The organism is Fictibacillus phosphorivorans (assembly GCF_001619875.1).
GTDB lineage: Bacteria > Bacillota > Bacilli > Bacillales > Fictibacillaceae > Fictibacillus > Fictibacillus phosphorivorans_B.
Map to the genome: position 1 here is coordinate 809,835 of NZ_LRFC01000038.1, position 25,045 is coordinate 834,879.

The 25,045-nt window shown below is 41.5% G+C and carries 26 protein-coding genes; 22 read left to right on the forward strand and 4 right to left on the reverse strand.

Going from position 1 to position 25,045, the window contains the following annotated elements:
* Positions 1-16 precede the first annotated feature (16 nt).
* Both AWM68_RS19780 and cax read right to left on the reverse strand, forming a co-directional pair.
* A complete protein-coding gene (locus AWM68_RS19780) occupies positions 17-1,033 on the reverse strand; it encodes a peroxiredoxin family protein (protein WP_066245639.1) in 1,017 nt (338 codons plus the stop codon).
* A 340-nt stretch (positions 1,034-1,373) separates the two neighbouring features.
* Entirely contained in the window at positions 1,374-2,459 is a 1,086-nt protein-coding gene (cax, locus tag AWM68_RS19785) for a calcium/proton exchanger (RefSeq protein ID WP_269446802.1), read from the reverse strand.
* A 201-nt stretch (positions 2,460-2,660) separates the two neighbouring features.
* Here cax and AWM68_RS19790 point away from each other — a divergent pair, with 201 nt between their 5' ends.
* The 18 genes from AWM68_RS19790 to AWM68_RS19875 all read left to right on the forward strand — a co-directional run bounded on the left by AWM68_RS19790 (position 2,661) and on the right by AWM68_RS19875 (position 19,877).
* On the forward strand, positions 2,661-3,845 hold the full coding sequence (locus AWM68_RS19790) for an ATP phosphoribosyltransferase regulatory subunit (protein ID WP_066245644.1): 1,185 nt from the start codon (positions 2,661-2,663) through the stop codon (positions 3,843-3,845).
* Complete coding sequence (hisG, locus tag AWM68_RS19795; RefSeq protein WP_066245647.1) at positions 3,842-4,486, forward strand: ATP phosphoribosyltransferase; 645 nt, start codon at positions 3,842-3,844, stop codon at positions 4,484-4,486. Before AWM68_RS19790 ends, hisG begins: the two co-directional genes overlap by 4 nt.
* The gene (gene hisD, locus AWM68_RS19800; protein WP_066245648.1) at positions 4,483-5,754 is read left to right on the forward strand and encodes a histidinol dehydrogenase; all 1,272 of its coding nucleotides are present in this window, start codon (positions 4,483-4,485) and stop codon (positions 5,752-5,754) included. Before hisG ends, hisD begins: the two co-directional genes overlap by 4 nt.
* A complete protein-coding gene (hisB, locus tag AWM68_RS19805) occupies positions 5,754-6,350 on the forward strand; it encodes an imidazoleglycerol-phosphate dehydratase HisB (RefSeq protein WP_066245650.1) in 597 nt (198 codons plus the stop codon). Before hisD ends, hisB begins: the two co-directional genes overlap by 1 nt.
* Entirely contained in the window at positions 6,351-6,992 is a 642-nt protein-coding gene (hisH, locus tag AWM68_RS19810; protein ID WP_066245652.1) for an imidazole glycerol phosphate synthase subunit HisH, read from the forward strand.
* Entirely contained in the window at positions 6,989-7,720 is a 732-nt protein-coding gene (gene hisA, locus AWM68_RS19815; RefSeq protein WP_066245654.1) for a 1-(5-phosphoribosyl)-5-[(5-phosphoribosylamino)methylideneamino]imidazole-4-carboxamide isomerase, read from the forward strand. The genes hisH and hisA overlap by 4 nt, the downstream gene beginning before the upstream one ends.
* Positions 7,720-8,478 carry an imidazole glycerol phosphate synthase subunit HisF gene (hisF, locus tag AWM68_RS19820; protein WP_066245656.1) on the forward strand — a complete coding sequence of 253 codons (759 nt, stop codon included), beginning with the start codon at positions 7,720-7,722 and terminating at the stop codon, positions 8,476-8,478. Before hisA ends, hisF begins: the two co-directional genes overlap by 1 nt.
* Positions 8,475-9,119: a bifunctional phosphoribosyl-AMP cyclohydrolase/phosphoribosyl-ATP diphosphatase HisIE gene (gene hisIE, locus AWM68_RS19825; protein ID WP_066245659.1), complete on the forward strand. Its 645-nt coding sequence runs from the start codon at positions 8,475-8,477 to the stop codon at positions 9,117-9,119. The genes hisF and hisIE overlap by 4 nt, the downstream gene beginning before the upstream one ends.
* A gap of 449 nt (positions 9,120-9,568) precedes the next feature.
* Positions 9,569-11,194, forward strand: a complete 1,626-nt coding sequence (locus AWM68_RS19830) for a tetratricopeptide repeat protein (protein ID WP_066245661.1) — start codon at positions 9,569-9,571, stop codon at positions 11,192-11,194.
* Between the two features lie 84 nt (positions 11,195-11,278).
* On the forward strand, positions 11,279-12,235 hold the full coding sequence (gene trxB / locus AWM68_RS19835; RefSeq protein ID WP_066245663.1) for a thioredoxin-disulfide reductase: 957 nt from the start codon (positions 11,279-11,281) through the stop codon (positions 12,233-12,235).
* A gap of 689 nt (positions 12,236-12,924) precedes the next feature.
* Positions 12,925-13,383, forward strand: a complete 459-nt coding sequence (locus tag AWM68_RS19840) for an NUDIX hydrolase (protein ID WP_066245666.1) — start codon at positions 12,925-12,927, stop codon at positions 13,381-13,383.
* Between the two features lie 51 nt (positions 13,384-13,434).
* Complete coding sequence (rapZ, locus tag AWM68_RS19845) at positions 13,435-14,310, forward strand: RNase adapter RapZ (protein ID WP_066245668.1); 876 nt, start codon at positions 13,435-13,437, stop codon at positions 14,308-14,310.
* On the forward strand, positions 14,311-15,261 hold the full coding sequence (locus tag AWM68_RS19850) for a gluconeogenesis factor YvcK family protein (RefSeq protein ID WP_066245671.1): 951 nt from the start codon (positions 14,311-14,313) through the stop codon (positions 15,259-15,261).
* A 39-nt stretch (positions 15,262-15,300) separates the two neighbouring features.
* On the forward strand, positions 15,301-16,242 hold the full coding sequence (whiA, locus tag AWM68_RS19855; RefSeq protein WP_066245781.1) for a DNA-binding protein WhiA: 942 nt from the start codon (positions 15,301-15,303) through the stop codon (positions 16,240-16,242).
* Positions 16,243-16,282: 40 nt separating this feature from the next.
* The gene (locus AWM68_RS19860; protein ID WP_066245672.1) at positions 16,283-16,540 is read left to right on the forward strand and encodes an HPr family phosphocarrier protein; all 258 of its coding nucleotides are present in this window, start codon (positions 16,283-16,285) and stop codon (positions 16,538-16,540) included.
* Between the two features lie 140 nt (positions 16,541-16,680).
* A complete protein-coding gene (locus AWM68_RS19865) occupies positions 16,681-16,980 on the forward strand; it encodes a hypothetical protein (RefSeq protein WP_066245675.1) in 300 nt (99 codons plus the stop codon).
* A gap of 234 nt (positions 16,981-17,214) precedes the next feature.
* Positions 17,215-18,738: an anthranilate synthase component I gene (gene trpE / locus AWM68_RS19870; protein ID WP_066245677.1), complete on the forward strand. Its 1,524-nt coding sequence runs from the start codon at positions 17,215-17,217 to the stop codon at positions 18,736-18,738.
* Between the two features lie 161 nt (positions 18,739-18,899).
* Positions 18,900-19,877, forward strand: a complete 978-nt coding sequence (locus AWM68_RS19875; protein WP_066245678.1) for a zinc-binding dehydrogenase — start codon at positions 18,900-18,902, stop codon at positions 19,875-19,877.
* Positions 19,878-19,938: 61 nt separating this feature from the next.
* Here AWM68_RS19875 and clpP read toward each other — a convergent pair whose 3' ends face one another.
* Positions 19,939-20,541: an ATP-dependent Clp endopeptidase proteolytic subunit ClpP gene (clpP, locus tag AWM68_RS19880; protein WP_066245680.1), complete on the reverse strand. Its 603-nt coding sequence runs from the start codon at positions 20,539-20,541 to the stop codon at positions 19,939-19,941.
* Positions 20,542-20,759: 218 nt separating this feature from the next.
* Complete coding sequence (yvfG, locus tag AWM68_RS19885; RefSeq protein ID WP_066245683.1) at positions 20,760-20,975, reverse strand: protein YvfG; 216 nt, start codon at positions 20,973-20,975, stop codon at positions 20,760-20,762.
* Positions 20,976-21,310: 335 nt separating this feature from the next.
* On the opposite strand from yvfG, the gene cspD reads away from it, so the two are divergent.
* The 4 genes from cspD (at position 21,311) to AWM68_RS19905 (ending at position 24,977) form a co-directional block, all read left to right on the forward strand.
* A complete protein-coding gene (gene cspD / locus AWM68_RS19890; protein ID WP_066245685.1) occupies positions 21,311-21,511 on the forward strand; it encodes a cold-shock protein CspD in 201 nt (66 codons plus the stop codon).
* Between the two features lie 313 nt (positions 21,512-21,824).
* Entirely contained in the window at positions 21,825-23,150 is a 1,326-nt protein-coding gene (gene rpoN / locus AWM68_RS19895) for an RNA polymerase factor sigma-54 (protein ID WP_066245688.1), read from the forward strand.
* Between the two features lie 281 nt (positions 23,151-23,431).
* Positions 23,432-23,677, forward strand: a complete 246-nt coding sequence (locus AWM68_RS19900; RefSeq protein WP_066245690.1) for a glutaredoxin family protein — start codon at positions 23,432-23,434, stop codon at positions 23,675-23,677.
* A 277-nt stretch (positions 23,678-23,954) separates the two neighbouring features.
* Positions 23,955-24,977, forward strand: coding sequence for a sugar-binding transcriptional regulator (locus tag AWM68_RS19905; protein WP_066245691.1), 1,023 nt, complete (start codon positions 23,955-23,957; stop codon positions 24,975-24,977).
* Positions 24,978-25,045 lie beyond the last annotated feature (68 nt).

Genomic DNA, 25,045 nt, shown 5'->3' on the forward strand with positions numbered 1-25,045 from the left:
TATTTCATTATAAAATTTATTGAGCAGATTGATAAAAATCGACCATCATCTCGTAACTCATTGGCCCGATATGCTTTTGTTTAATGATTCCTTTTTTATCAATGATAAAAGTTGTTGGAATGGTGACCGTTTTGTACGTATTTCCTACTTTTCCATCCGGATCTAATAAAACAGGAAAGTTCAGCTTATATTCCTTTGCAAATTTCTTTACTTCTTTTTCAGAATCGCTGTCAGTCAAGTTTACCGCGAGTACTTCTACGTTCTTTGAAGAATAATCTTTATAAAAACGAACCATTTCTGGCATTTCTGCACGACATGGTGGGCACCATGTTGCCCAGAGGTTAACAAACACGACTTTTCCCTTTAAGTCAGAAAGTCTCACCTTATCTCCTGCAATTGTTGTTAGTTCAAAATCAGGTGCAGCGTTTCCATTTTTGATGCCAGATGCAGCCGTTGAAACAGCTTCCTCTTTCTTGCCTCCAAGCGGGGTATTGGTAAGGACAGAAAAAAAGAGTGCGGTTACAAGCATAGATAACACGGTTTTTCGTAACTCAAATGAGCCTGCCGTATACAAATAGATGGAGAGGATTGAAAAAAACAGTGAAATTAACCCGTCTGCTAAAAGTTTAGTAGCGGCAAAATGCGCTCCATAATAAAAAGAAAAGAAGATGGTGAGAGCTAATATTCCTGTGTAAAATACTCTGCTCCGGTCTAGATCTCTTTTTCCAGAAGTCCATAATAGATAAACAACAGAAACGATTATGCCGAGAACAAGGCATGTTTCTCCTCCGTTAAAATACAGAATGTTAAACGGCTGTTTAACAATTAATAGGGGATGCAGCACCGCATAGCTGAGTTTCCATACGAACCAGCACAGTACGACAGCATGGCTTAACACGTCCATTAGCTGCTTTTTATCTGATTCTTTTCTAAGTTTTACATGAATGATTCCATACGCGATCAATGCTGAGCCTAAAATCGCCAACCACACCATTTTTACAGGAAATGATCCAATCGATAAGTAATTTTCCATCTAAACACCCGCCTAAACTTGTCCTTTATATTAAACTTTATCAAATTTTTATGCTTTTTATGCCTGTTTTGCTATATGAAGATGAAAGATTGGAATGGGTGTACGCATAGAAAGTACATATTAGCGGGCTGTGTTTCTGAGCCATACAGCGTTATATATGGAAAAATTAATTTCACATTAATTTTAATATATTCACGTTATTTCATTTATTTTCACATTAATCCCAATAATTTCACGTTATTTCGATTAATTTCACGATAGCGAATTTAATAGAAATTCCTGCTGTTCCAGACACAAAAAATCGGCAAAGGCCCAGGAAACAGCCTTCACCGATCTGTTATTAAAGTAGATAAAACCCGACACCCATGATCACATAGGCGGCTAGCAAGGTAAGTCCTTCAAACCAGTTCGTGTCCCCATCGCTTGTTAAGGAGATGGTTAGGAAAACAGCTAACACCATTGCAACAAGTTCAGGCAATGTAAATACAAGTGCCATTGATCTCTCGAAAAACAGGGAAACCAATACGAGAAGCGGTGCGACAAACATCGCGATCTGGAGCGTTGAACCGATCGCGATCTCAACTGCGACGTTCATCTTATTCTTATAAGCCATGATAATCGCCGACGCGTGCTCAGCCGCGTTACCTACGATTGCTACGATGATTACCCCAATAAAGACTTCACTCCAGCCTAACGTTTCACCCACCTCTTCAAATGTATGAACAAGCTTTTCCGAAACATAAGCAACGGCAATAGTTGAAAGGGCAAGAATAATCAATGCCTTCCATTTGCTCCATTCTGCCGTTTCATCTGAATGTGCTGCATCGTGCTCTGATTGATACATACCGCGGTGGGTAACGAGCTTAAACAACAGCAGCGCGATATAAAGAACAATCATGATTACAGCAACCCATACACTTAATGTGAGGGAATCGGCATCGTTCAGTTTATAAGAAAAGACCTCAGGGAAAACAAAAGCGACTACAACAGCGAAAATGAGCAGTCCGGCATTATGGCGGGCATCATAAACGTTAAACTTTTGCTGCTTGTATTTTAATCCTCCTATGAAAAAGGACAATCCTCCGACAAGTAAAAGATTTCCGAGTACAGAACCCGTCAATGACGCTAATACTACACTTATGAGGCCGGCTTTTAAGGCGAAAATAGAAATGATAAGTTCAACAGCATTTCCGAATGTGGCATTTAGAAGTCCACCGATTCGTGGCCCTGCTACAATTGCCAAACTTTCTGTAGCGCGGCCCATGTAACCTGCAAGAGCAACGATTGTTGCACAATAGATGAGAAAAAGAAGTACGGCAGGCCAATGCAGCATACTTCCAATAACAGAAAGCGGTACACCAATCAGAATGGCAATAAAAAAGATGCGATTAAACAAGACGTTTTCCGTCCTTTCGTATGTATGAATTTATTTTTACATACTATTCCCTGAAATCCATTTTCTTAACTCCTAAAAAGAAACAGAAAATTCGTGTGAATTGGTTGACAGTTTTCAAGAGGAAGTGTAGACTTACAACTAAATCTTTATCATGGTAGTACATTAGCAGACTAAAGTGTTTATTTTAACAATAACTTATCATTCACTTCACAAATAAAGGATGAAGGAAACATGTCAAAACCGTTTGTATTTGAAAAGCCGGCAGGAATGCGCGATACACTGCCTGCGTTTTATCAAAAAAATGAAGATATTAAAAATACGATAAAAAATGAGATGGAATCATGGGGTTATCAATTTATTCAAACTCCTACTCTTGAATATCACGATACAGTTGGTGAAGCATCTGCTATTTTAGATCAGCAGCTTTTTAAATTGCTTGATATGGAAGGGAAAACGTTAGTCCTCCGTCCGGACATGACGGCTCCGATTGCGAGGGTCGTATCCTCCAGCATGAAACATGTTGCATATCCGCTTCGTCTTGCATACAGCTCTCCTGTTTTTCGTGCTCAACAGCGTGAAGGTGGAAGACCCGCAGAGTTCGAACAAGTAGGGATTGAATTAATCGGTGAAGGAACGGCTAGTGCAGAAGCAGAAGCGCTCGCACTGATGACAGAGGTGATCAAAAAGAGCGGCATCACTTCATACACGATAGCGGTTGGCCATATCGGATTTGTCCAAGAGCTCCTATCCGATATTTTAGGAAATGACAGCAGAGCAGGTGAACTGCTTCGATACTTAAATGAAAAAAACTATGTAGGCTACACGTCACATGTAAAACAGCTCCCGCTTTCATCGATCGACACACAGCGCTTGTTGAAACTATTGGACTTAAGAGGCGGTGTGGAAGTTCTGAATGAAGCGTTATCTCTAAAACCGAATGTGAACGGTCAGCGAACACTTCAAGAATTAAAGACGTTATACAGCCTTCTTGGAGAGTATGAGGCGGCACAGAATATCGTATTTGATTTTACGCTGTTCAGTCATATGAGCTATTACACAGGAATCGTGTTTGAAGGGTACGCAGCGGGAATTGGTGCACCGATTGCGAGTGGCGGACGTTATGATGATCTGCTCAACCGTTTTGATCGGGAGGCACCAGCGATTGGTTTTGCGATTCGCATGGACTATTTTATAGAAGCATTAGGAAATCAAGGGGACAATAAAAATCGACAGTGTATTTTATATACAGAAAAGCGGAGAAAAGAAGCGCTACAACTGACAAAATCCAAACGAGCTGAAGGCGCGCATGTCGTGATGCAAGACTTGGCAGGAGTAAAAAACGTGGATGAATTCAGCAAACGTTTTGATGACGTTCTTTATCTAATCGGAAGTCAGCAAGGAGAGGACTTTTCATGAGTACGGTTTTAACGATGGCAATGCCTAAAGGAAGAATTTTTGAAGAAGCGGTGGATCTCCTCAGACAAGCAGGCTATCCGCTGCCTCCGGAGTTTGATGAATCCAGAAAATTGATCATCGATGCTCCTGAAGCAGGACTTCGATTTATTTTAGCAAAACCGATGGACGTCCCTACCTATGTGGAACACGGGGTAGCGGATATCGGGATTGCAGGAAAGGACGTTATGCTAGAAGAAGAGCGTGACGTGTATGAAGTGCTGGACCTTAAAATTTCTGAATGCTATTTGGCTGTCGCAGGTCTGCCAGACGGAAACCATCAGCGAGTTGCACCAAAAATTGCTTCGAAATATCCGAACGTTGCTTCTCACTATTTTAGAGAGCAAGGGCAGCAAGTCGAAGTGATCAAGTTGAACGGTTCGATTGAGCTCGCACCGTTAATCGGGCTCGCGGATCGTATTGTTGATATCGTTTCAACGGGCCGAACGCTAAAAGAAAATGGACTTGTTGAACTCGAAAAAATTGCAGATATTACTTCGCGCCTGATTGTGAATCCTGCAAGCTACAGACTTCATGCAGCAAGAATCAACGATCTTGTAGAAAGAATGCGCACACTCGTTGAAAGCAAGGAGGGCCTTCAATGAAAATACAACCTGTATCGGAATTGAAAAACCTTGAAAGAAGCGTTGAACAAAACACAGAAGCACAAAGAGTAGCCGTTCTTGAAATTCTCCAAAATGTAAAAACAAAGGGTGATGAAGCCCTTTTTCACTATACGGAAAAATTTGATGGAGTGTCTCTGCAAACACTCCAAGTAACGAAGGCTGAAATAGACGAAGCAATCTCTTCGCTTGATTCAGAAATGATCGACATTATCACAGAAGCGGCTCTGAACATTCGCGAGTATCATGAAAAACAAAGACGACAGTCCTGGTTTTTCACACGTGAAGATGGAACATTATTAGGTCAAAAAGTTACCCCTCTTGATTCTGTAGGTGTTTATGTGCCTGGTGGAACAGCGGCTTATCCGTCCTCGGTATTAATGGGTGTGATTCCAGCGAGCGTTGCAGGTGTGGAGGAAATCATTCTTGTATCACCACCTGGAAAGGATGGGAAGCTTCCTGCGGCCGTGTTGGCTGCGGCATCTATAGCTGGTGTTAAACGCATGTTTAAAGTTGGTGGTGCACAAGCGATCGGAGCACTCGCATACGGAACAGAATCGGTGCCAAAGACAGACAAGATCGTGGGGCCGGGTAATATTTTCGTAGCACTCGCGAAAAGGGAAGTATTTGGCGTCTGTGATATCGATATGATTGCAGGTCCGAGCGAAATTGCTGTACTTGCAGACGAAACCGCAAACGCGCGTTATATTGCGGCAGATTTATTGTCACAGGCTGAGCACGATCCGCGTTCTGCAGCTGTACTCGTGACGACTTCAAAAGAACTTGCTGAAAAAGTCTCAACTGAAGTAGAGGAACAGCTAGCAGAACTTCCAAGAAAAGATATCGCTATGCAAGCAATCCAAGACTATGGCGCGATCTATATCGTCAACTCACTTCAAGACGGTGCAGATGTGATCAACCAAATTGCACCGGAACACTTAGAGATTATGACGAAAGACCCGATGAGTCTTCTCGGGAAAATTAAGCACGCAGGAGCTATCTTTCTTGGAGAATATAGCTCAGAGCCTGTAGGAGATTATTTTGCAGGAAGTAACCATGTCCTTCCGACGAGCGGGACAGCCCGATTTTCAAGTCCGCTTAATGTGGATGATTTTACGAAAAAATCAAGTGTTATCCGATATAGTGAACAAGCGATCAACGAAAATGGCCGTAAAATTGCAGCATTTGCGCGCTTAGAGGGATTAGAAGCGCATGCGAGAGCAATTGATTTTCGATTGGAGGACAAGTAATGGAAAAGCAGCTGCGACAACATACGATTAAACGGAATACAAAAGAAACACGAATCAGTTTGTCTCTAAATATCGATGGAGAAGGACAAGCAGACATTCAAACACCTGTCCCTTTCTTAAACCATATGCTGGATGCGATCGCACGCCATGGACATTTTGATCTGACTGTGAATGCAGCAGGAGATGTTGAGATCGATGATCATCATACAACAGAAGATGTAGGCATATGCCTTGGACAAGCCATTCAGGGTGCTTTAGGTGATAAACACGGAATTAAACGTTACGGAAATGCGTTTGTGCCGATGGACGAAACGCTTGCTCAAGTGGTGATAGATCTATCAAACCGTCCTCATCTAGAGTTTCGGGCAGAGTTCCCGAGTCAAAAAGTTGGTACGTTTGACACTGAACTCGTGCATGAATTTTTCTGGAAACTTGCACTAGAAGCAAGAATGAATCTACATGTGATCGTTCACTATGGCTCAAACACGCACCATATCATTGAAGCGATCTTTAAAGCTTTTACTAAAGCATTAGATGAAGCAACACAGATCGATCCACGCGTTAAAGGAGTGCCTTCTACGAAAGGAATGTTATAAATGATTGGAATTATCGACTATGGAATGGGCAATCTTCACTCTGTTTGTTCCGCTTTAAAAAGAATTAACCAACCCTACATCCTTTCTGGCAATCCCGAGGATCTTCATGAAGTAGATGGGTTGTTGCTTCCTGGAGTAGGTTCTTTCAAAGATGCGATGACTGAACTTGAGAAAACGGGACTCGCTGATTTTATAAAAAAAGAAGCAACTGGCGGAAAGCCACTGATGGGCATCTGTCTTGGCATGCAGCTGTTGTTTGAAGAAAGTGCTGAAAACGGCTTAACAAAAGGACTTGGACTTTTGCCTGGAAAAGTAGAGCGTTTTACAGGAACTACGAGTGATGGAAGTTCGTATAAAGTTCCGCATATGGGATGGAACAACCTAGAATTTTTAGAGAAAGATCAGCCGTTACTAAGGGGTCTAGAAGAAGGGTATGTATATTTTGTACATTCCTTTGTTGTGCAAACTGAAAATCGAGAAGTTCTTGCCGCGGTCGCGAATTATGAAGATGTTGAGGTCCCGGCTGTTGTAGGCAGCGGCAGAATTATGGGTACACAGTTTCACCCAGAAAAAAGTTCTGAAACGGGCATGGGAATGCTGCAAAATTTTTGCTGTTTTGTTGAGGAGGGAAAGCAAAGATGAGTTCATTTATTCTTTATCCAGCCATTGATATGCGGAACGGAAAATGTGTAAGGCTGATGCAAGGAGATTATAATCAAGAAACCATTTACGGAGATTCTCCGTTTGATATGGCCAAACAGTTTGCGGATCAAGGGGCGGAGTGGATTCATATGGTTGACCTCGATGGTGCAAAGGACGGCCAAAAGATCAATCACGAGCATGTGCTGCGTGTTGCAAAAGAACTTTCCGCAAAAGTTCAGATCGGAGGAGGCATTCGTTCTATGGAAGATGTCTCTTATTATTTGGATGCTGGTGTTGATCGTGTGATCCTGGGCAGTGCCGCTGTTTCTGACCCTGATTTTGTTAGAGAAGCGTTAAAACGCTATGGCGGATCTCGAGTGGCAATTGGACTCGATGCACGAGAGGGATATGTGGCAACAGAAGGATGGCTCGAAACTTCACATATTAAAGCTGTCGACTTAGCGAAGCGGCTAGTAGAAGAAGGGGCGGAAACCTTTATTTTTACCGACATCTCCAAGGACGGCATGCTGCAAGGACCGAATGTTGAAGCAATCGGGGAATTAGCCGGCATCACAGGGAAAGAAGTGATTGCATCAGGCGGTGTAAGTTCGATTGAAGATCTCGTAAACTTAAAAAACGATGATCGTAAAATTGCAGGTGCCATCATCGGTAAAGCATTGTACACAGAACGTTTCACATTGTCAGATGCGTTAGGAAGTGTGAAGTAATGCTGACTAAACGAATTATTCCTTGTTTGGACGTAAAAGAGGGCCGTGTCGTAAAAGGAATCCAGTTTCTCAATCTCGTTGACGCTGGAGATCCTGTTGAACTGGCACGTTTTTATGATTCAGAAGGAGCAGATGAGCTCGTCTTTTTAGACATTTCTGCAAGTCATGAGGGACGAGAAACGATGGTTGAAGTGGTTGAGCGAGTTGCAGCAGAACTAGCGATTCCTTTTACAGTAGGAGGCGGCATTAATAAACTCGAAGACATGAAGCGAGTTTTACGAGCAGGCGCTGACAAGGTATCTGTGAATACTGCAGCCGTTTTGCGGCCTGAATTGATTACTGAAGGGTCGGATTATTTTGGTGCACAATGTATCGTTGTTGCAATTGACGCAAAGTATGATGAAGAGCTCGGCTCATGGCGCGTCTATACCCATGGAGGGCGTAAACCCACTCAGTGGGAAGTCACTGAATGGGCGAAAGAGGCTGTGAACCGAGGCGCTGGCGAGATTCTGTTAACCAGCATGGATCAAGATGGAGAAAAGTCTGGTTTTAACTTGAAACTAACAAAAGCCGTGAGTGAAGCCGTAACCGTTCCTGTCATCGCTTCAGGCGGTGCCGGATCTGCAGAGCATTTTTATGATGCTTTTACAGATGGTAAAGCAGATGCTGGACTAGCTGCTAGTATTTTTCATTATAAAGAAACTTCGATTAGAGAGGTAAAGACAGAATTGCGAAAGTTAGGGGTGTCTGTACGATGAATTTAGAAAAGCTGAACTTTGACGAAAAAGGACTGATTCCTGCTGTAGTCCAGGATTATCAGTCAAAAGAGGTACTGACAGTCGCCTATATGAACAAAGAATCGCTTGAAAAAACAGTCGAAATTGGCGAAACGGTATTCTTTTCACGATCACGCCAAGAGTTATGGCACAAAGGAGAAACGTCTGGAAACATTCAAAAAGTGAAAAGCATCCGCTATGACTGCGATCAAGACGCTATCATCGTTCTCGTTGAACCACAAGGACCAGCTTGCCATACAGGTTCGTACAGCTGTTTTTCAGAAACGCTTTACAGTGCTGACGATAACGGGGATGCACCAAACCCTGATCGATATGCGATTTTAACAGAGCTGCAGGATATCATCGCAAAACGAGAGCATGAAATGCCTGAAGGAGCGTACACAACTTACCTTTTTGAACACGGGGTCGACAAGATTTTGAAAAAGGTAGGAGAAGAAGCAGGCGAAGTCATCATCGCCGCGAAGAATCGCGACACAGAAGAGCTAAAGTGGGAAGTATCTGACCTCTTTTATCATGTATTGGTCCTTTTGCAGGAACAAAAAGTCCCGTTAGACGACATTTTAGCTACATTAAAAGAAAGACATACGAAAAAAGACAACTGAGGGGTTGAACTCTTGGTTGTTTTTTTGTAAGACGCGATGATTGATGAACGATTCCGGGGATTTATGCTCGTTCACGGAGTTTTATGCTCTTTCAGGGGGATTTATGCTCGTTCGCGTGAGGTTTATGCTCGTTCTCGGAGATTTATGCTCGTTCGTGGAGGTTTATGCTCGTTCGCGGAGTTTTATGCTCGTGCGAGAAATTTATACTCGCTCGCGGAGGTTTACCCCAGCGCGCCATAGATTCTGCTCACCTACAAAAACAATACCCCCTCTCACTTCTCCCACTCCAATGCCCTTTACCACCTTTTGTCGAAACTTTCCTGCCCATTATTTACAGTTTAAGGGGTGTTACTCGAATTAGCCTATGTTATAATTTTTGGGTTGAAAACTTTGTAAACTGTGTGATGAAGATTGAAGTAAGTTTACATAGTAGATGGAGGAACTAAATTATGCATAAACAAAAAAGTGCCAGTGCAGTCAGCGGCCGTGTTCTTCCCTTTATCCAGGATGGGGATTACTTTTTTGAAAAAGGAATAAAAGCCTATAACAGGCGTGATCTATATACAGCAAAAAAAATGTTCGAGCGGGCCGTTACCTTTCAGCCGGAAGAGCCCTCTTTTTTATGTCAGCTTGCATCTACGCTTGCTGAGATCGGTGAGTACGAAGAATCTAATAAACATCTGTTAAACGCATTAGAACAGGCGGGCTCAGAACTCTCTGAATGCCACTTTTTCCTAGCGAATAACTTTGCACACTTAGGGTTGTATTCAGATGCGGAGAAACATGCTTCTTTATATATCGAAAACGATCCGGACGGTGAGTTTGTTGAAGATACGCAAGAACTCTTAGACCTTATTTCACTTGAAACAGGAAATAAATCTGTTAATCTGCCCCTTTCTACAGAAGAAGAATTAATTAAATTACATGATGAAGCAAGGCAGTCGATCGAGCGTGGAGATCTGCCGCTTGCTCAGCAGCAGCTTCGCTCAATTATCACCGATCACCCGAAGTTTTGGGCGGCTTATAACAACTTAGCTCTTACTCATTTTTATAAGAGCGAATTTGACGAGGCTATGGATGTTCTTCAGGATGTGCTTGAAAAAAATCCAGGCAACCTAAATGCTCTTTGTAATTTAGCGATCTTTTTGTTCCATTTAGGGATGGATGAGCCTGGTGGAAAGATCGTTGAACGCTTAAAGACCGTGCACCCGATGCACCCTGAGCACCGTTACAAGCTGGGTAACACATTCGGGCTATTAGAAGAACATATTTATGCTAACAAATGGCTTCAAACTTTAAAAAAATCGTCATTTGTTTATGATCCTGTCACAACACATATGCTCGCCGTTTCGTATTACGCGCTCGGACAAAAAGAGCTTTCTTTAAAGACGTGGAAGAAAGTGCTTGAGCTTGATCCAGAAGGACATGTTGCGCCATTTTATTTGGAAAAAGCGATGAAGGATGAGCTGAACGTTTCAGGTGGAGACTATCAATATCGTATACCAACAAGTAATCCAAACAAACCGAAAAAAGATCGTCAAATAAAAGCCATGGAACATATTCAGCAGGTGCGTAAAGGACTGGAAAAAAACAAAATTACACATTTATTTCTTTTGAGAGGGAATAAAAATGAAGAGGCGTATGCGACCCTTCGTGATTTTTGCCTGCGTAAAGAAGAATCTCTTCTTGCTAAAGAGATTGCAGCAAACATTATGCTGGAACATCAACCCGAACTTCCGGTCAAATTAGCTCATGATGGCGAACTTGTAGAAGTAGGAAGCCCATCCGAAATAATCAGTGAGGCACTGGATGTTCTTCTTTTTATAAAAGAAAAAGGTTCAGCACTTGATGAACACGTACTCTTTTATTGGTCAGAAGCAATTAAGTTTGCTGAACTGTCTGATGAACGAATCTTTGATAACCAAAAAGCAATCGCTGCAGCAATTGATCACTTAGCTCGCAAACAAAAAGGACGATCTACTCAAAAAGCTGTGGCTGAGCATTACGAAATCTCGGTTTCAATGCTGTCATTGCGAATTAAAAAATTGATCGGCTGGGTAAATCGCAACGTTTGAGCAGAATGATGGACTTTACTCCTATGAGCCGATAGGATAGAGATATAGTAAATAAGAATTTCCTTATATAAGGAGTGGGCTTTAATGACTGAAGAAAAAATTTATGATGTTGCCATTCTTGGTGCAGGACCAGCTGGTATGACAGCAGCGGTTTATACTTCCCGTGCTAATTTAGATACGATCATGATTGAACGAGGTATCCCAGGCGGACAGATGGCAAATACAGAAGACGTTGAAAACTATCCTGGTTTTGATCACATTCTAGGACCAGAACTATCTAACAAAATGTTTGAACACGCAAAAAAGTTCGGTGCTGAATACGCATACGGTGATGTAAAAGAAATCATCGACGGCGAAGAGTACAAAACGATTAAAGCTGGAAGCAAAACATATAAAGCACGTTCGATCATCATCTCAACTGGTGCTGAATATAAAAAGCTTGGCGTACCGGGAGAAAAAGAATTTTCTGGCCGAGGCGTTTCGTATTGTGCGGTGTGTGATGGAGCTTTCTTTAAAAATCGTGAACTCGTTGTTGTTGGCGGCGGTGACTCTGCGGTTGAAGAAGGAGTTTACTTAACTCGCTTCGCATCAAAAGTTACAATCGTTCATAGACGTGATAAGCTTCGTGCGCAAAAGATTCTTCAACAGCGCGCGTTTGACAACGAAAAGATCGATTTTATCTGGAATCATTCTGTAAAAGAAATTCATGGTGAAAACAACAAAGTGAATAAAGTAACACTGGTTCACTCTGAGACAGGTGAAGAGCAAGATTTCTCAGCTGATGGTGTTTTCATTTACATCGGAATGCTGCCTTTAAACGCTGCGTTTAAAGATCTTGGCATCACGAACGAAAACGGATATGTTGAAACGAATGAGCAGATGGAAACTCGAATTCCAGGCATCTTTGCAGCTGGAGATATCCGTGAAAAAACCCTTCGTCAAATCGTTACAGCAACAGGGGATGGAAGTATTGCAGCCCAAGCAGCTCAGCACTATGTAGAAAGCTTAGCTGAAAAGCTAAAAAACGTAACTTCCAATTAATGTGATTGTAACAGTGGTGAAATAATTGTGGGGTAATATAAAAATAAGAAATTGACCCCCTTTTTATAAAGGCAAGACTTTGACACGGAGCTGTGCTTCGTGTCCTTTTTTTTGTGGGCTTTGTTACATGAAAGGCTTTTCGCTTTTTTCTTAATGTATTTTACAAAGAATTTGAAAAGATCACTCTTTTTGGACTTAATTTGTTTCCTTAAATGGTTTCACTTCACTGTTAAGGTGATTGGAGTGGAAGGTGGAGACTCCTGCGGGACAAGCGGGCAGTACCGAAATGTGGAAGTGGCTCGTTCAGCCCCGACAAGCAAAAGGTGAATGGGCAAGGAAGGCGCACTTTGCCTTTTTGACCATTTAACTTTTGACCTCGAGGGGCTAGCCACTGAAGCTAGACAGGTGAGACACTTAAAAGTGATACGTACAAATGTGGCTCACCGCCTGCCCCGCGGAAAGCGAGCACCTGAAACGCAAATCAACCTACTTTCAAAAACATCTTTGAAACCTGCTTAAACTCCCATATATCAATCCTTATTTTATAGGTTATTTTTTCACATAATAAAAATAAATCAATACCATAAATTAGAATCCTAAAATACGTCAATCCCTTGATGCCTCTGTATTGTGAGGGGTTACATAATTTAGTATACTAACAAGTAGGACATAGCCCTGAGGTGAAACAAGTGCAAAGAGTAACAAACTGTGTGTTAATAAGAGATAATCAAGTGCTTTTGCTTCAAAAGCCTAGACGGGGCTGGTGGGTAGCACCCGGTGGGAAAATGGAATCTACCGAGTCCATTCGGGATTCTGTTATTCGGGAGTACCGAGAAGAAACAGGGATCTATCTGAAGAATCCTCAACTAAAAGGAGTCTTTAATTTTATTATTAAAGAAGGTGACAAAATCGTCTCTGAGTGGATGATGTTTACCTTTTTAGCAACCGATTCAGAAGGTGTTGCATTAGAGGAATGTGAAGAAGGAATTCTTTCTTGGAAGCCTGTTGACGAGGTGCGTGAACTTCCAATGGCACCAGGAGACCATCATATCCTTGATTACATGACAAATGGAAGCAACATGATCTTTGGAACGTTTACGTATACACCTGATTTTGAATTGCTTGCATATCGATTAGACCCAGCATAACTTTGGGCTAGCCGCATATGAATTGAACATAGCTAACTGGGGGGAAATGGCATGGAAAGACATGATGTACAAATGGTGATTATTACAGGAATGTCAGGGGCCGGGAAGACGGTAGCCATGCAGAGCTTTGAAGATTTAGGCTTTTTCTGTGTTGATAATCTGCCACCTGCACTACTCCCTAAATTTGTAGAATTGATGCAAGAATCTGCCGGCAAACTGAACAAAGTAGCGCTTGTAATGGACCTTCGCGGCCGTGAATTCTTTGATCAGCTTTTCTCAACACTCGATCAATTAGCGGTTGCATCAGATGTTCAGCCGCAGATTTTATATTTAGATTGTAAGGACGCAACGCTTGTTCGCCGTTATAAAGAAACGCGCCGCTCACATCCGCTAGCGAAAAGTGGAAACCCTCTTCAAGGCATCACGCAAGAACGCGAAATGCTTGAAGAACTTAAGGGAAGAGCACAGCAAGTGTTAGATACTTCAGACTTAAAACCGCTTCAATTGCGTGAGCGTATCATTCAGCGTTTTTCAGCGAATGCGGCTCATCCTTTTACGATTAATGTCATGTCATTTGGATTTAAGTACGGAATGCCAATTGATGCTGACTTAGTATTTGATGTTCGCTTCTTACCGAACCCACATTATATTGAGCACATGAGACCAAGAACAGGGCTTGAAGCAGATATTTCTGAGTATGTTTTAAAATGGCCAGAAACCAATATGTTCTTGGAAAAATTGCTGGATCTTCTGCATTTTATGGTTCCTCAATACAAGAGAGAAGGAAAAAGCCAGCTGATTATCGGAATCGGATGTACTGGAGGAAAGCATCGTTCTGTAGCTCTAGCTGAATATATTGGAAATGTACTTTCCAAAGAATATGTAACATTCAGCTCTCACAGAGATATGGGAAAGGATAAAGTATAGATGAAAAAGCAGCCGAAAGTGGTAGTGCTTGGCGGAGGGACAGGACTTTCTGTTCTTCTCCGCGGGTTGAAGCGCTATCCTGTAGATATCACTGCGATCGTTACGGTTGCAGATGATGGCGGCAGCTCAGGAAGATTGAGGAGGGATTATGACATGCCTCCTCCTGGTGATGTAAGAAACGTAATCGCCGCTCTTTCGGAAGTTGAACCGCTTGTGGAAAAAATGTTTCAGCACAGGTTTAAAGTGGGGGACGGAATTACCGGCCATTCACTCGGAAACCTGCTTCTCGCTGCTATGCATGATATTACTGGTGATTTTTTAACCGGAATTCGGGAACTTAGCCGCGTTTTAAACGTAAGAGGTCAAGTACTCCCTGCTGCGAAAAACAGCATTATTTTATGCGCGGAACTGGAAGATGGGACGATTGTTCAGGGGGAATCCAAGATCCCGCTGTCGAATAAGAAAATCAAACGTGTTTTCTTATCCGATAAAAAAATTGAACCCTTACGTGAAAGTGTTAAAGCGATACAAGAAGCCGATTTGATTGTCATCGGACCAGGGAGTTTGTATACGAGCATCTTGCCGAACCTTCTTGTTAAAGGGATTTCTAGTAGCATTCGTGAGGCAACGGCTCCTAGAGTGTATGTGTGTAATGTGATGACGCAGCCTGGTGAGACAACGGACTATACGGCAGGTGATCACGTACAGGCATTAATCGACCATGTGGGCCACAATTTTATTGATGTTGTGATCGTAAACAATGAAACGATTCCTTCTGAATTTTTGGATCTTTACTTGGAAGAAGGAGCATCACAGGTTCAGTTTGATGAGGAACGGTTAATGTCATTTGGGATCGGACTCGTCTGTGATAACATTATTCAATACGGTACACTCGTAAGGCATGATGCTCAACGGGTTTCTGACTTGCTGTTAGGACTTTTAGAAAAATAGGTTTTGTTTGAAATGGATAGAAGAGGGGTGGTGATGCAGATGTCATTTGCTGCAGATACAAAAAAAGAATTAACGCAGCTCGAACTGAAAGATTGCTGTAAAAAAGCTGAGCTGGCTGCTTTAATTCGAATGAATGGTTCCATCTCTTTCAGCAACAGAAAATTGATTCTGGATATTCCGACTGAAAATGCTGCTATCGCAAGAAGAATTTATACGCTGATCAAGCGTGTCTATCCTTATCACGTAGAGCTTTTAGTACGAAAAAAGATGCGCTTGAAAAAGAATAACGTCTATATTGTACGTGTTTCAGAGGAATCAAGAGCATTGTTGGAAGATTTGAAGATTATTGACGGGGCGTTTACGTTTACCCGCAACATTGCAGAGGAATTTAATACAAAAAGCTGCTGCCGCCGTGCATACATGAGAGGTGCTTTCTTAGCAGGTGGTTCCGTGAATCATCCTGAGACAAGCTATCATCTTGAGATTTTTTCAATGTATGAAGAGCATACGGTTGCATTGGCAGAACTGATGAACAAATTTGAGCTTAAAGCTAAAGTTCTAGAACGTAAAAAAGGTTATATTATCTATTTAAAAGACGGCGAAAAGATTTCAGAGTTTCTAACCCTGATCGGCGCTCATCATGCAGTTTTATTCTTTGAAGATATCCGAATTCTAAAGGATATGCGGAACTCGGTTAACCGTCTAGTGAACTGTGAGACGGCAAACCTCAACAAAACCGTGGGAGCTGCGATGAGACAGGTCGAGAATATCAAATTTATCGATGAACAAGTAGGACTTGAAACACTTCCAGATAAATTGCGCGAGATTGCGCAGCTTCGAGTAACGCACCAAGAAATTACCCTTAAAGAACTGGGCGAAATGGTATCATCTGGCCCTGTTAGTAAATCAGGTGTTAATCACCGATTACGCAAGATTGATGAAATTGCAACGAAAATTAGAAGCGGTCAACCCATCAATTGATGTTCCAATAGAGAGATAAGGTTAGAGGAGGTAAGGTAGAATGGTTGAGAAGAAAGTAACCGTGCAGTTGAAAAGCGGACTGCAAGCACGCCCAGCTGCATTATTTGTTCAAGAGGCAAACCGTTATACGTCTGATGTATTTGTTGAAAAGGAAGGCAAGAAAGTCAATGCAAAGAGCATCATGGGGATTATGAGTTTAGCCGTAGGATCTGGTGCTGAACTAGTATTAGCTGTTGATGGCCCTGATGAGAATGAAGCGATCGAAGCTTTATCAGCTTTCGTTTCAAAAGCAGAATAATTGGGGTCTGACCCCAGACAAATACAAACCGCCGTTTTGTCCATCTCGAATGGACAACAGGCGGTTTTTTCTATTTAACAGGGTTGGCCTACCATCCTCTCCTTATATACTGATAGTAGAGGAAAAGGGAGGCGATTATTTTGCATCATACAAACTTTATGCATGACTGGTCGTTTGCCGCTGGCTTAACACTCTTCAACATGCTTTTAACCTTATATTTAATTAAACCCCGAAAAAGTACAATGAGACTTATCTTCTGGGTTTCAATGCTGATCTTTATTCTTCTTTATCCGTTGGCATTGGCAGGTTACACGCTGCAGTATCCACACAGTTCAGGCTTGTTCTTAGGTTTAGCCTTTATGATTACGGTACTATTCAGTCTTATTTTATTTTTTAGTGTTTGCTGGGTTTGGGTGATTCGGTATTCCTTTTATCGTTAAGAAGTTTAACCCGTAATCAGCGGTTGACAGATAGGGGGTAACCCTATATATTAATCACTAATCAGGAGAATAGTGTGAGTTGAGATGAGTGGAGAGAAGAGAGCATAGCTTGAGCTGAGTTGAGAGTAGTTAATCCTGGATTAAACCTCTTTCTTAGTTTATTCATAATGCATTTAACCAGCCTCCGCTGTTACAAGCGAGAGGTTTTTATTTTTTGAAAGAGGTGAGTTATAGATGTTTGTGCCAGCGTTAGAGGAAGTTCTATCTCTATCGAAAGAAAACTATAATGTGATTCCGATCGGTTTAACCTATCTATCCGATCATGAAACGTGCATTTCTCAGTTTGAGAGAGTGAGACATGAGCCGTATGCGTTCCTCCTTGAAAGTGTAGAAGGTGGAGAGCGTTGGGCTAGATATTCATATATCGGCAGAAAGCCTTTTTTAGTGGTTTCCTCAAAAGGGACAAAAGTCGATCTTAACTTTATAAAAAACGATGAACACATCCAGAAACAAGGTTCTCCTTTAGACATCGTGAAAGACTATATGTCGCGATACAAATCTCCTAAACACTCTTCTCTGCCTCCGTTCACAGGAGGAGCTGTTGGCTTTTTCGGCTATGACCTGATTCATACGTTTGAAAATGTGCCAAAACCAAAATCGCTATCCAACCAAGCAAATGAAATGGAATTTTTGTTTACAGACGAAATGATTGTATTCGACCATCTGAAACAAAAAACCACAATCCTATGCAATCTGCACGTTTCGCCTGATGACAATGAAAAAACCATTCAACAAAAATATGACGACGTTTGTAAAAGTATTCACAGCACGTATCAAGAGTTGCAGCAGGGTCAGAAAGTAAATGCAGAACAGCCGTTTACGGTAAAAACAAACGGTGAAGTTCGTTCTTCTCATACAAAAGAAGAATTCTGTTCCATGGTGAAGCAGGCAAAAGAATATATCCAATCTGGAGATGTTTTTCAAGTTGTATTGTCACAGCGGTTTGAACAGGAAACAGAAGCGGATCCTTTTGATGTTTACAGGATACTGCGTTCTATGAATCCCTCTCCATATATGTATTATTATAAATCTAACGAAACGTATATCGTAGGTGCCTCACCCGAGCTTCTTGTAAAAGTAGATAACGAATGTGTTGAAAACAGACCCATCGCAGGAACCCGGCCAAGAGGCAAAACACGTGATGAAGACCTTATGTATGAACAGGATCTGCTATCAGACGAAAAAGAGCGTGCCGAACATGTCATGCTTGTGGATCTTGGCAGAAACGATGTTGGCCGAGTGAGTGAATTTGGTTCTGTTGAGCTGGATTCTTATATGGAGATCGAGAGGTATTCACATGTCATGCACATGGTTTCGCACGTAAAAGGGAAAATGCAAAAAGACAAAGATTTCTTTGATGCTTTGCGCTCGTGCATGCCAGCAGGAACGGTTTCAGGTGCTCCGAAGGTAAGAGCGATGCAGATCATCTCAGAACTGGAGAAGCAATCTCGAGGTGTATATGGAGGTGCAATCGGCTATTTAGGATTCAACGGGCAGATGGACTCTTGCATCGCGATTCGAACGATCGTGTTTCAAGACGGAAAAGCGTATGTACAAGCAGGTGCAGGTGTTGTCGCAGATTCTGTGCCAGAACGTGAATACGAAGAAACGGTCAACAAAGCCAAAGCCATGCTGAAAGCAATAGAGGGGGGGACAGACCCCAGACAAATACAAATCCCTGTTTTGTCCATTCAGTGAGGACACCGATCATACTGAACACACCCGATCGCACAGAACAGACTCCCAAGCATGAAGCTTGCCGCCTATGAGCATTTTTCTATTATCCCATTATCAAAATGGATATACTGTCCTTTGTATCATTTTTACCAATCTTATAACTCATAAAGGGGAATTAATAGATGAAAGCTTTGTTGCTAGAAGACAAAAACATGTGGCGTGAAATGAAGGTCAGTGAAACAGAAAAACCTGTTCCAGGACCCGGTGAAGTTCTTGTCAAAGTGAAGGCGGCAGGACTTAATCCAGTGGACTACAAAACCGCTACAAACGGAAATCCGAACTGGAGCTATCCTCATATTTTAGGACTAGACGCGGCAGGTGTTATTGAAGAAACAGGGGAAGGTGTTTCTGAATTCAAGCAAGGAGACCGTGTTTTCTACCATGGCAATCTCGCGACAAAAGGGGGATTCGCTGAATATGCGATAACGACTGCTCATACAGTCGCTAGAATTCCAAATGGACTATCATTTGAGGAAGCTGCTGCTCTTCCATGTGCAGGGATGACGGCTTATCAAGCACTATTCCGTAAGATGAACCTGCAAGAAGGCGAAACCGTTCTAATTCATGGCGGTGCAGGCGGCGTTGGTGGTTTTGCAATACAGCTTGCTAAACAGGTTGGAGTAACAATCATCACAACATGTTCACCTGAGAATGAAGAATACGTGAAAAGCTTAGGCGCAGATCACGTCATTTTTTATAAGACAGAGGACGTTTATAAGCGCATTATGGAACTAACAAGCGATGTAGGAGTAGACGCCGTCCTTGACACGGTTAGCCGAATAAATGCTACTGAATCACTGAAAAGCATCGCATTTAATGGACGAATCGCTTTCATTGCTGGAAATCCTGATTATTCTGCTGTAAAACCATTCAGCCAAGCACTATCTTTTCACGAGATCGCATTAGGTGCTGCTCACTTTTCTAATTCTATAAAAGCGCAAAAAGATTTAGCAAAAATGAACGAAGAATTGGCACAACTTGTGGCTGAAGGAAAACTATCGGCTATGATCTCGGAAACAGTTACGTTAGAAGAAGTACCAGCTGCACTTGCAAAGCTTGCCGAAAGACACGTAAAAGGGAAAATTGTTGCTGTACTCTAAAAAATGCAAAAAACAGGACGGCTCAACATTTGAAGCCGTCCTGTTTTTTTTGTAACAAATTTTATTTTTTAATGTCTGTGCTGTCTACGGATGTGATTAATTTATCAACCAAACCGTACTCAACAGCAGCCTCTGCCGTTAAGAAGTTATCGCGGTCTGTATCGCGCTCGATCACTTCAAGTGGCTGGCCTGTTTTTTCAGCCAAAATCTTGTTAAGCTGCTCACGCATTTGGATAATGCGGCGTGCGTGAATTTCGATATCACTTGCTTGACCGCGTGTCCCGCCAAGTGGTTGGTGAATCATAACTTCTGAGTTCGGAAGCACATAACGCTTTCCTTTTTCACCTGCAGCCAATAAGAAAGCACCCATTGATGCTGCCATACCAATACAAATCGTTGATACGTGCGGCTTGATAAAGTTCATTGTGTCATAGATCGCCATACCTGCCGTGATGGATCCGCCTGGGCTGTTTATGTATAGCGAGATGTCTTTATCAGGATCTTCAGCAGCTAGGAATAGAAGCTGAGCTACGATTGAGTTAGAAACGTTATCGTCAATTGCACTGCCAAGCATAATAATACGGTCTTTTAACAAACGGGAGTAAATATCGTAAGCGCGCTCCCCGCGGTTCGTTTGTTCGATTACTGTTGGAATTAAGTTCATGGAAATCCTCCTTCTCCTTTTTCAAGTAAACTGTACTGTCATCATACAAAAAAGGTCAAACAAGGTCAAACAATATGCTGTATGTAACTCATTTCGCCAGCATTGCTAAATATCCTTCTTACACCTTATGTATGGGCTATCATCATAATGCCCGCTAGAAGCAGGATTTTAAACCTCTACATGAGAAAACATTACCCTTAAATCTGAATAATTAAGCTTTAGTTTTCATTTTTGATTTCAATATAAGCCGTTTCTAAATTACGAATACGACGCACGATCTCACTGTTTTTGTTGAGATTATCATTGATAAGTGTTCCGACAATCGAACGGTAATACGCATTCATAGCATGTGTCTTCGTAAAAACATCTTTGTTTCTTTCAATATATTGCTGAAAATTTTCTTTAAAATAAGGTACTGAAAACGCTTCGCTCACTTTTCATCCTCCTTCAATCGATAAACCAGTTTCTATAGATGCTACAGGTCCTTATCTATCATAGCCTATTTAAGCGGCCGAGAAAAAGTATATGAAAAATATCATCCCTTGTTTTGACAATTAGTTTTTAGCATGTTATAGTTAATTCAACCTTTTACGTTGTGAATATGTTTTGGATTTAAAGCGGTCGTACTTTTGAATAAGAAGTGGAACACTTGAATCCGCTTCTGAAAATATTCAGTTGAGTACGCATTTTTTTATGCCTTTTTATTTACATAGTAAGACGGTTAAAAGAGTTAAAACGCTTACAAAGCGTTTGTAAGGAGGAAACACCCATGCAAAATGGTAAAGTAAAATGGTTCAACGCTGAAAAAGGTTTCGGTTTCATCGAAGTTGAAGGTGGAAACGACGTATTCGTACACTTCTCTGCGATTCAATCAGAAGGCTTCAAGTCTCTTGAAGAAGGACAAGAAGTATCTTTCGAAATCGTTGATGGCGAGCGCGGACCACAAGCTGCTAACGTAACAAAACTTTAATAGTAAAGTTTAAAATGCCAGACTGCCTTCGGGCGGTGCTGGCATTTTTTTGTAGCTTAGTTTATGTGTGAATTGTAAGTGTAAATTGTATGTGTAAATTGTAGGGGGTCTGTCCCGGGGACAGACCCCCTACAATTTACTTTTATGAATAATCAAATATGCTGATCAGACAATTTCATGAAGTGATCGTTTTGTCTTTCTCACAAATACAAATTTGGCAAATTTGTATTTGTAGGGGGTCAGACCCCAAATTTTGTAGGATGTACAGCGCTTTCATCTGTAGTATGATGAAAGAATAGGGGAGGGATTTAAGATGGAAATGGGTTTGTTTCAACAACAGAGCATGAACCTTGTCATGACAACAGAATTGCGCCAGGCCATCGCCATTTTACAAGTTCCCAGTTACGAACTGACATCATACCTTCAAGAGCAGGCATTAGAAAATCCGCTGATTGAAATTGCAGAACCCAAAGGCATGTTTACAACTCTGAAAAAAAGTGTGCGCAAAAACGGTATGAACAGCCGTACAGATGAAAACCAGCACCTTGAACATTTAATTATCGAAAAAGAAACGCTTTATGACTATCTGTATAAACAGTCGATTCTTCTTCCAATCGAAGAAAAGGACCGCAAACTTTTTCAATTTTTACTTTTAAGCCTAGATGAAAGCGGTTATCTAACCGTATCTGCCCCAGAAACGGCAGCCAGATTTAACACAACAGTTGAAAAATGTGAAGAACTTATCCATCTGCTGCAAACTCTTGACCCGATTGGGATTGGAGCGAGAGATTTAAGAGAGTGCCTCTTACTTCAGCTGCGTGAACAACAACTTGAACATACGTTAAGCTACATCATTGTTGATCAGCATTTAAATCAATTGGCTGAACGGAAAATGAAAACGCTAGCGTCAATCCTAAATGTAACCCCACAAGAAGTGGAGAAGGCAGCTGATTTCTTACAAACACTCGAACCGCGTCCAGGTGCAGCGTTCTCGCCAGTAAATGACCAGGCATATTTATATCCTGATGTCTCTGTGACCGAAGAGAATGGGAAGTTTCACATATCCGTAAATGAGCAATACTCACCGATCTTAAAGCTGAACGACAGCTATGGGTCGCTTTTAAAAGGAAAAAATGCAACCTCAAAATTTTTAGATGATTCTTTTCAAAAATTCAATTGGCTAAAAAAAGCACTCGAACAAAGAAGAGAAACGTTGCTTAAAATTACAAAAGAGATCGTCAGGGTTCAGGAAACGTATTTTTTAACTTTTGATAAATCCGACCTCATCCCACTAACCTTAAAAGAAGTAGCTGATGAAATTGGTGTCCACGAATCGACTGTGAGCCGTGCTGTGAAGAACAAAGTGCTGCAAACCACCAAAGGAGCTGTGGAACTTAAGAGCTTTTTTACAGCGAAAATCTTTACCCAAGACGGTGGCAGTGCGTCAGCGACTTCTGCTAAAACCGAGATTAAAAAACTAGTAGAAACGGAAAATAAACAAAAGCCTCTATCAGATCAAATGCTGGCTGTTCTCCTTGAAAAAAACAGCGGACTATCGATATCGAGAAGGACGGTAGCGAAATATCGGGAAGAGCTTAATATTCCATCCTCATCTAAACGCAAACGATATAGTTCTTAAAAGATTTTTTCCATTAGGAGAAAATCTTTTGCTTTTTCATGAAAATTAGAGGGTTAATTCCAAAAGAGAATGCCCACAATTTCGTCTAATCTGTCCTTATCACGGAAAAGTTGGCCGTAATCACGGAAAAAACGGGTTGAATCACGGAAAAACAGGGGTCAATCAAGGATTGTTTATCACGGAAAATGTAAAACGTACAATTATCATGTACATCTCTAGAGAACAGCACACTTCAAATGATAAACTACTAAAAGAAATCCAATGAGAAGGAGACGCCAAAAATGGGTGATAAAAAGGTGCTATTTTATACGAAAGTACATTGTCCACTTTGTGATAAAGCACATAAACTATTACAGGAGCTACAGCAAGAAACTCCTTTTTCCATTGAAGTGATCGACATTTATGAAGATGACGTCCTTCTTGAAAAATACGGGCTCATGATACCTGTAATTGAAGTAGACGGTAAGGAGATCGACTTCGGAATGATCTCTAGAGAAAAAGTAAAGAAAGCGCTTACTAATTTTTAATAAGTAAAAGTTGTTGAAATGTAGTAAGACTATTTGATAAGATAAACGTGCCAGAGAGAAATCTGACACTTTTATGACAAAAAGTGAAGCTGGCATGTTTGAAAAGATCACTTTCAGGGTAATCTACAATAGGTAATATTGGGACTTGGGTCAAACCAAGTTATTTTCTTAAGCTAATGGGACAAAAAATGACTAACTGGGACAAAAATAGTCCAATGAAGTCGATCATGCTCTCATAAAAACTCTATCGTATTCCATTTAATCAGGAGAATGTGCAATGAAAAATCTTATAGAGGTTCAAAAGAAATTGCTGCCAGATCTTTTGGAAACGATGCGAAAACGATACAACGTTTTAAATGTGGTAAGAATCCATGAACCTATTGGAAGAAGAAGTTTAGCATCAACCCTGAACTTGACAGAACGAGTACTGCGCTCAGAAGTTTCCTTTTTAAAAGATCAAGGCCTTTTAAACATTCAAACGGCAGGCATGTCATTAACTTCAGAGGGGCATGATATTTTAGTAGAGCTTTCTGAGATGATGAAAGAATTGTCAGGTTTGCATGTTTTAGAATCAAATCTTAAGGAAATGTTAAATCTGTCAGAAGTTATCGTTGTCCCAGGCGACAGTGATCAAGATGCGTGGGTAAAAAATGATATGGGTAAGGCTGCAGCAGACCGGTTGAAGCGTCAACTGTCAGCAAATAACATCATTGCGGTAACGGGCGGAACAACGCTCGCTTCCGTAGCAGAGATGATGTCACCTATTCAAAAAGGACAACAATTGCTGTTTGTTCCTGCCCGCGGCGGACTTGGTGAAAAGGTGGAAAACCAAGCGAACACTATTTGTTCCACGATGGCTCAAAAAGCCAATGGGGAATATCGGCTTCTTCATTTACCTGATCAGTTGAGCAAAGAAACCTATCTTTCTCTGATGGCTGAACCAGGTGTTAAAGAAGTCATGGAGCTTATACGGTCGGCTGGTATAGTGCTTCACGGGATTGGCGATGCTAAAACAATGGCAGTACGCAGGAATTCTAGTTCTTCACTGCTTCAAAAGCTGGACGAAGAAAAGGCCGTAGCAGAAGCGTTTGGCTATTATTTTAACCAGCAGGGTGAAGTGGTTCACCGTGTACGAACAATCGGCTTGCAGCTGGATGAGCTGCAGAATAGTGATTTCATTATGGCAGTAGCAGGAGGATCTTCTAAATCCGATGCGATTGCTGCGTTCATGAAACACGGTCCGAAAAAGGTTTTAATCACGGACGAAGGAGCAGCCCGACAGTTGTTAGGACGCTCGTAAGTTCATTTTCAATTCGTTATTAAGGGGTTTTCCCTTTATATAAAAAATAAATTCTCTCTTAAATCAAG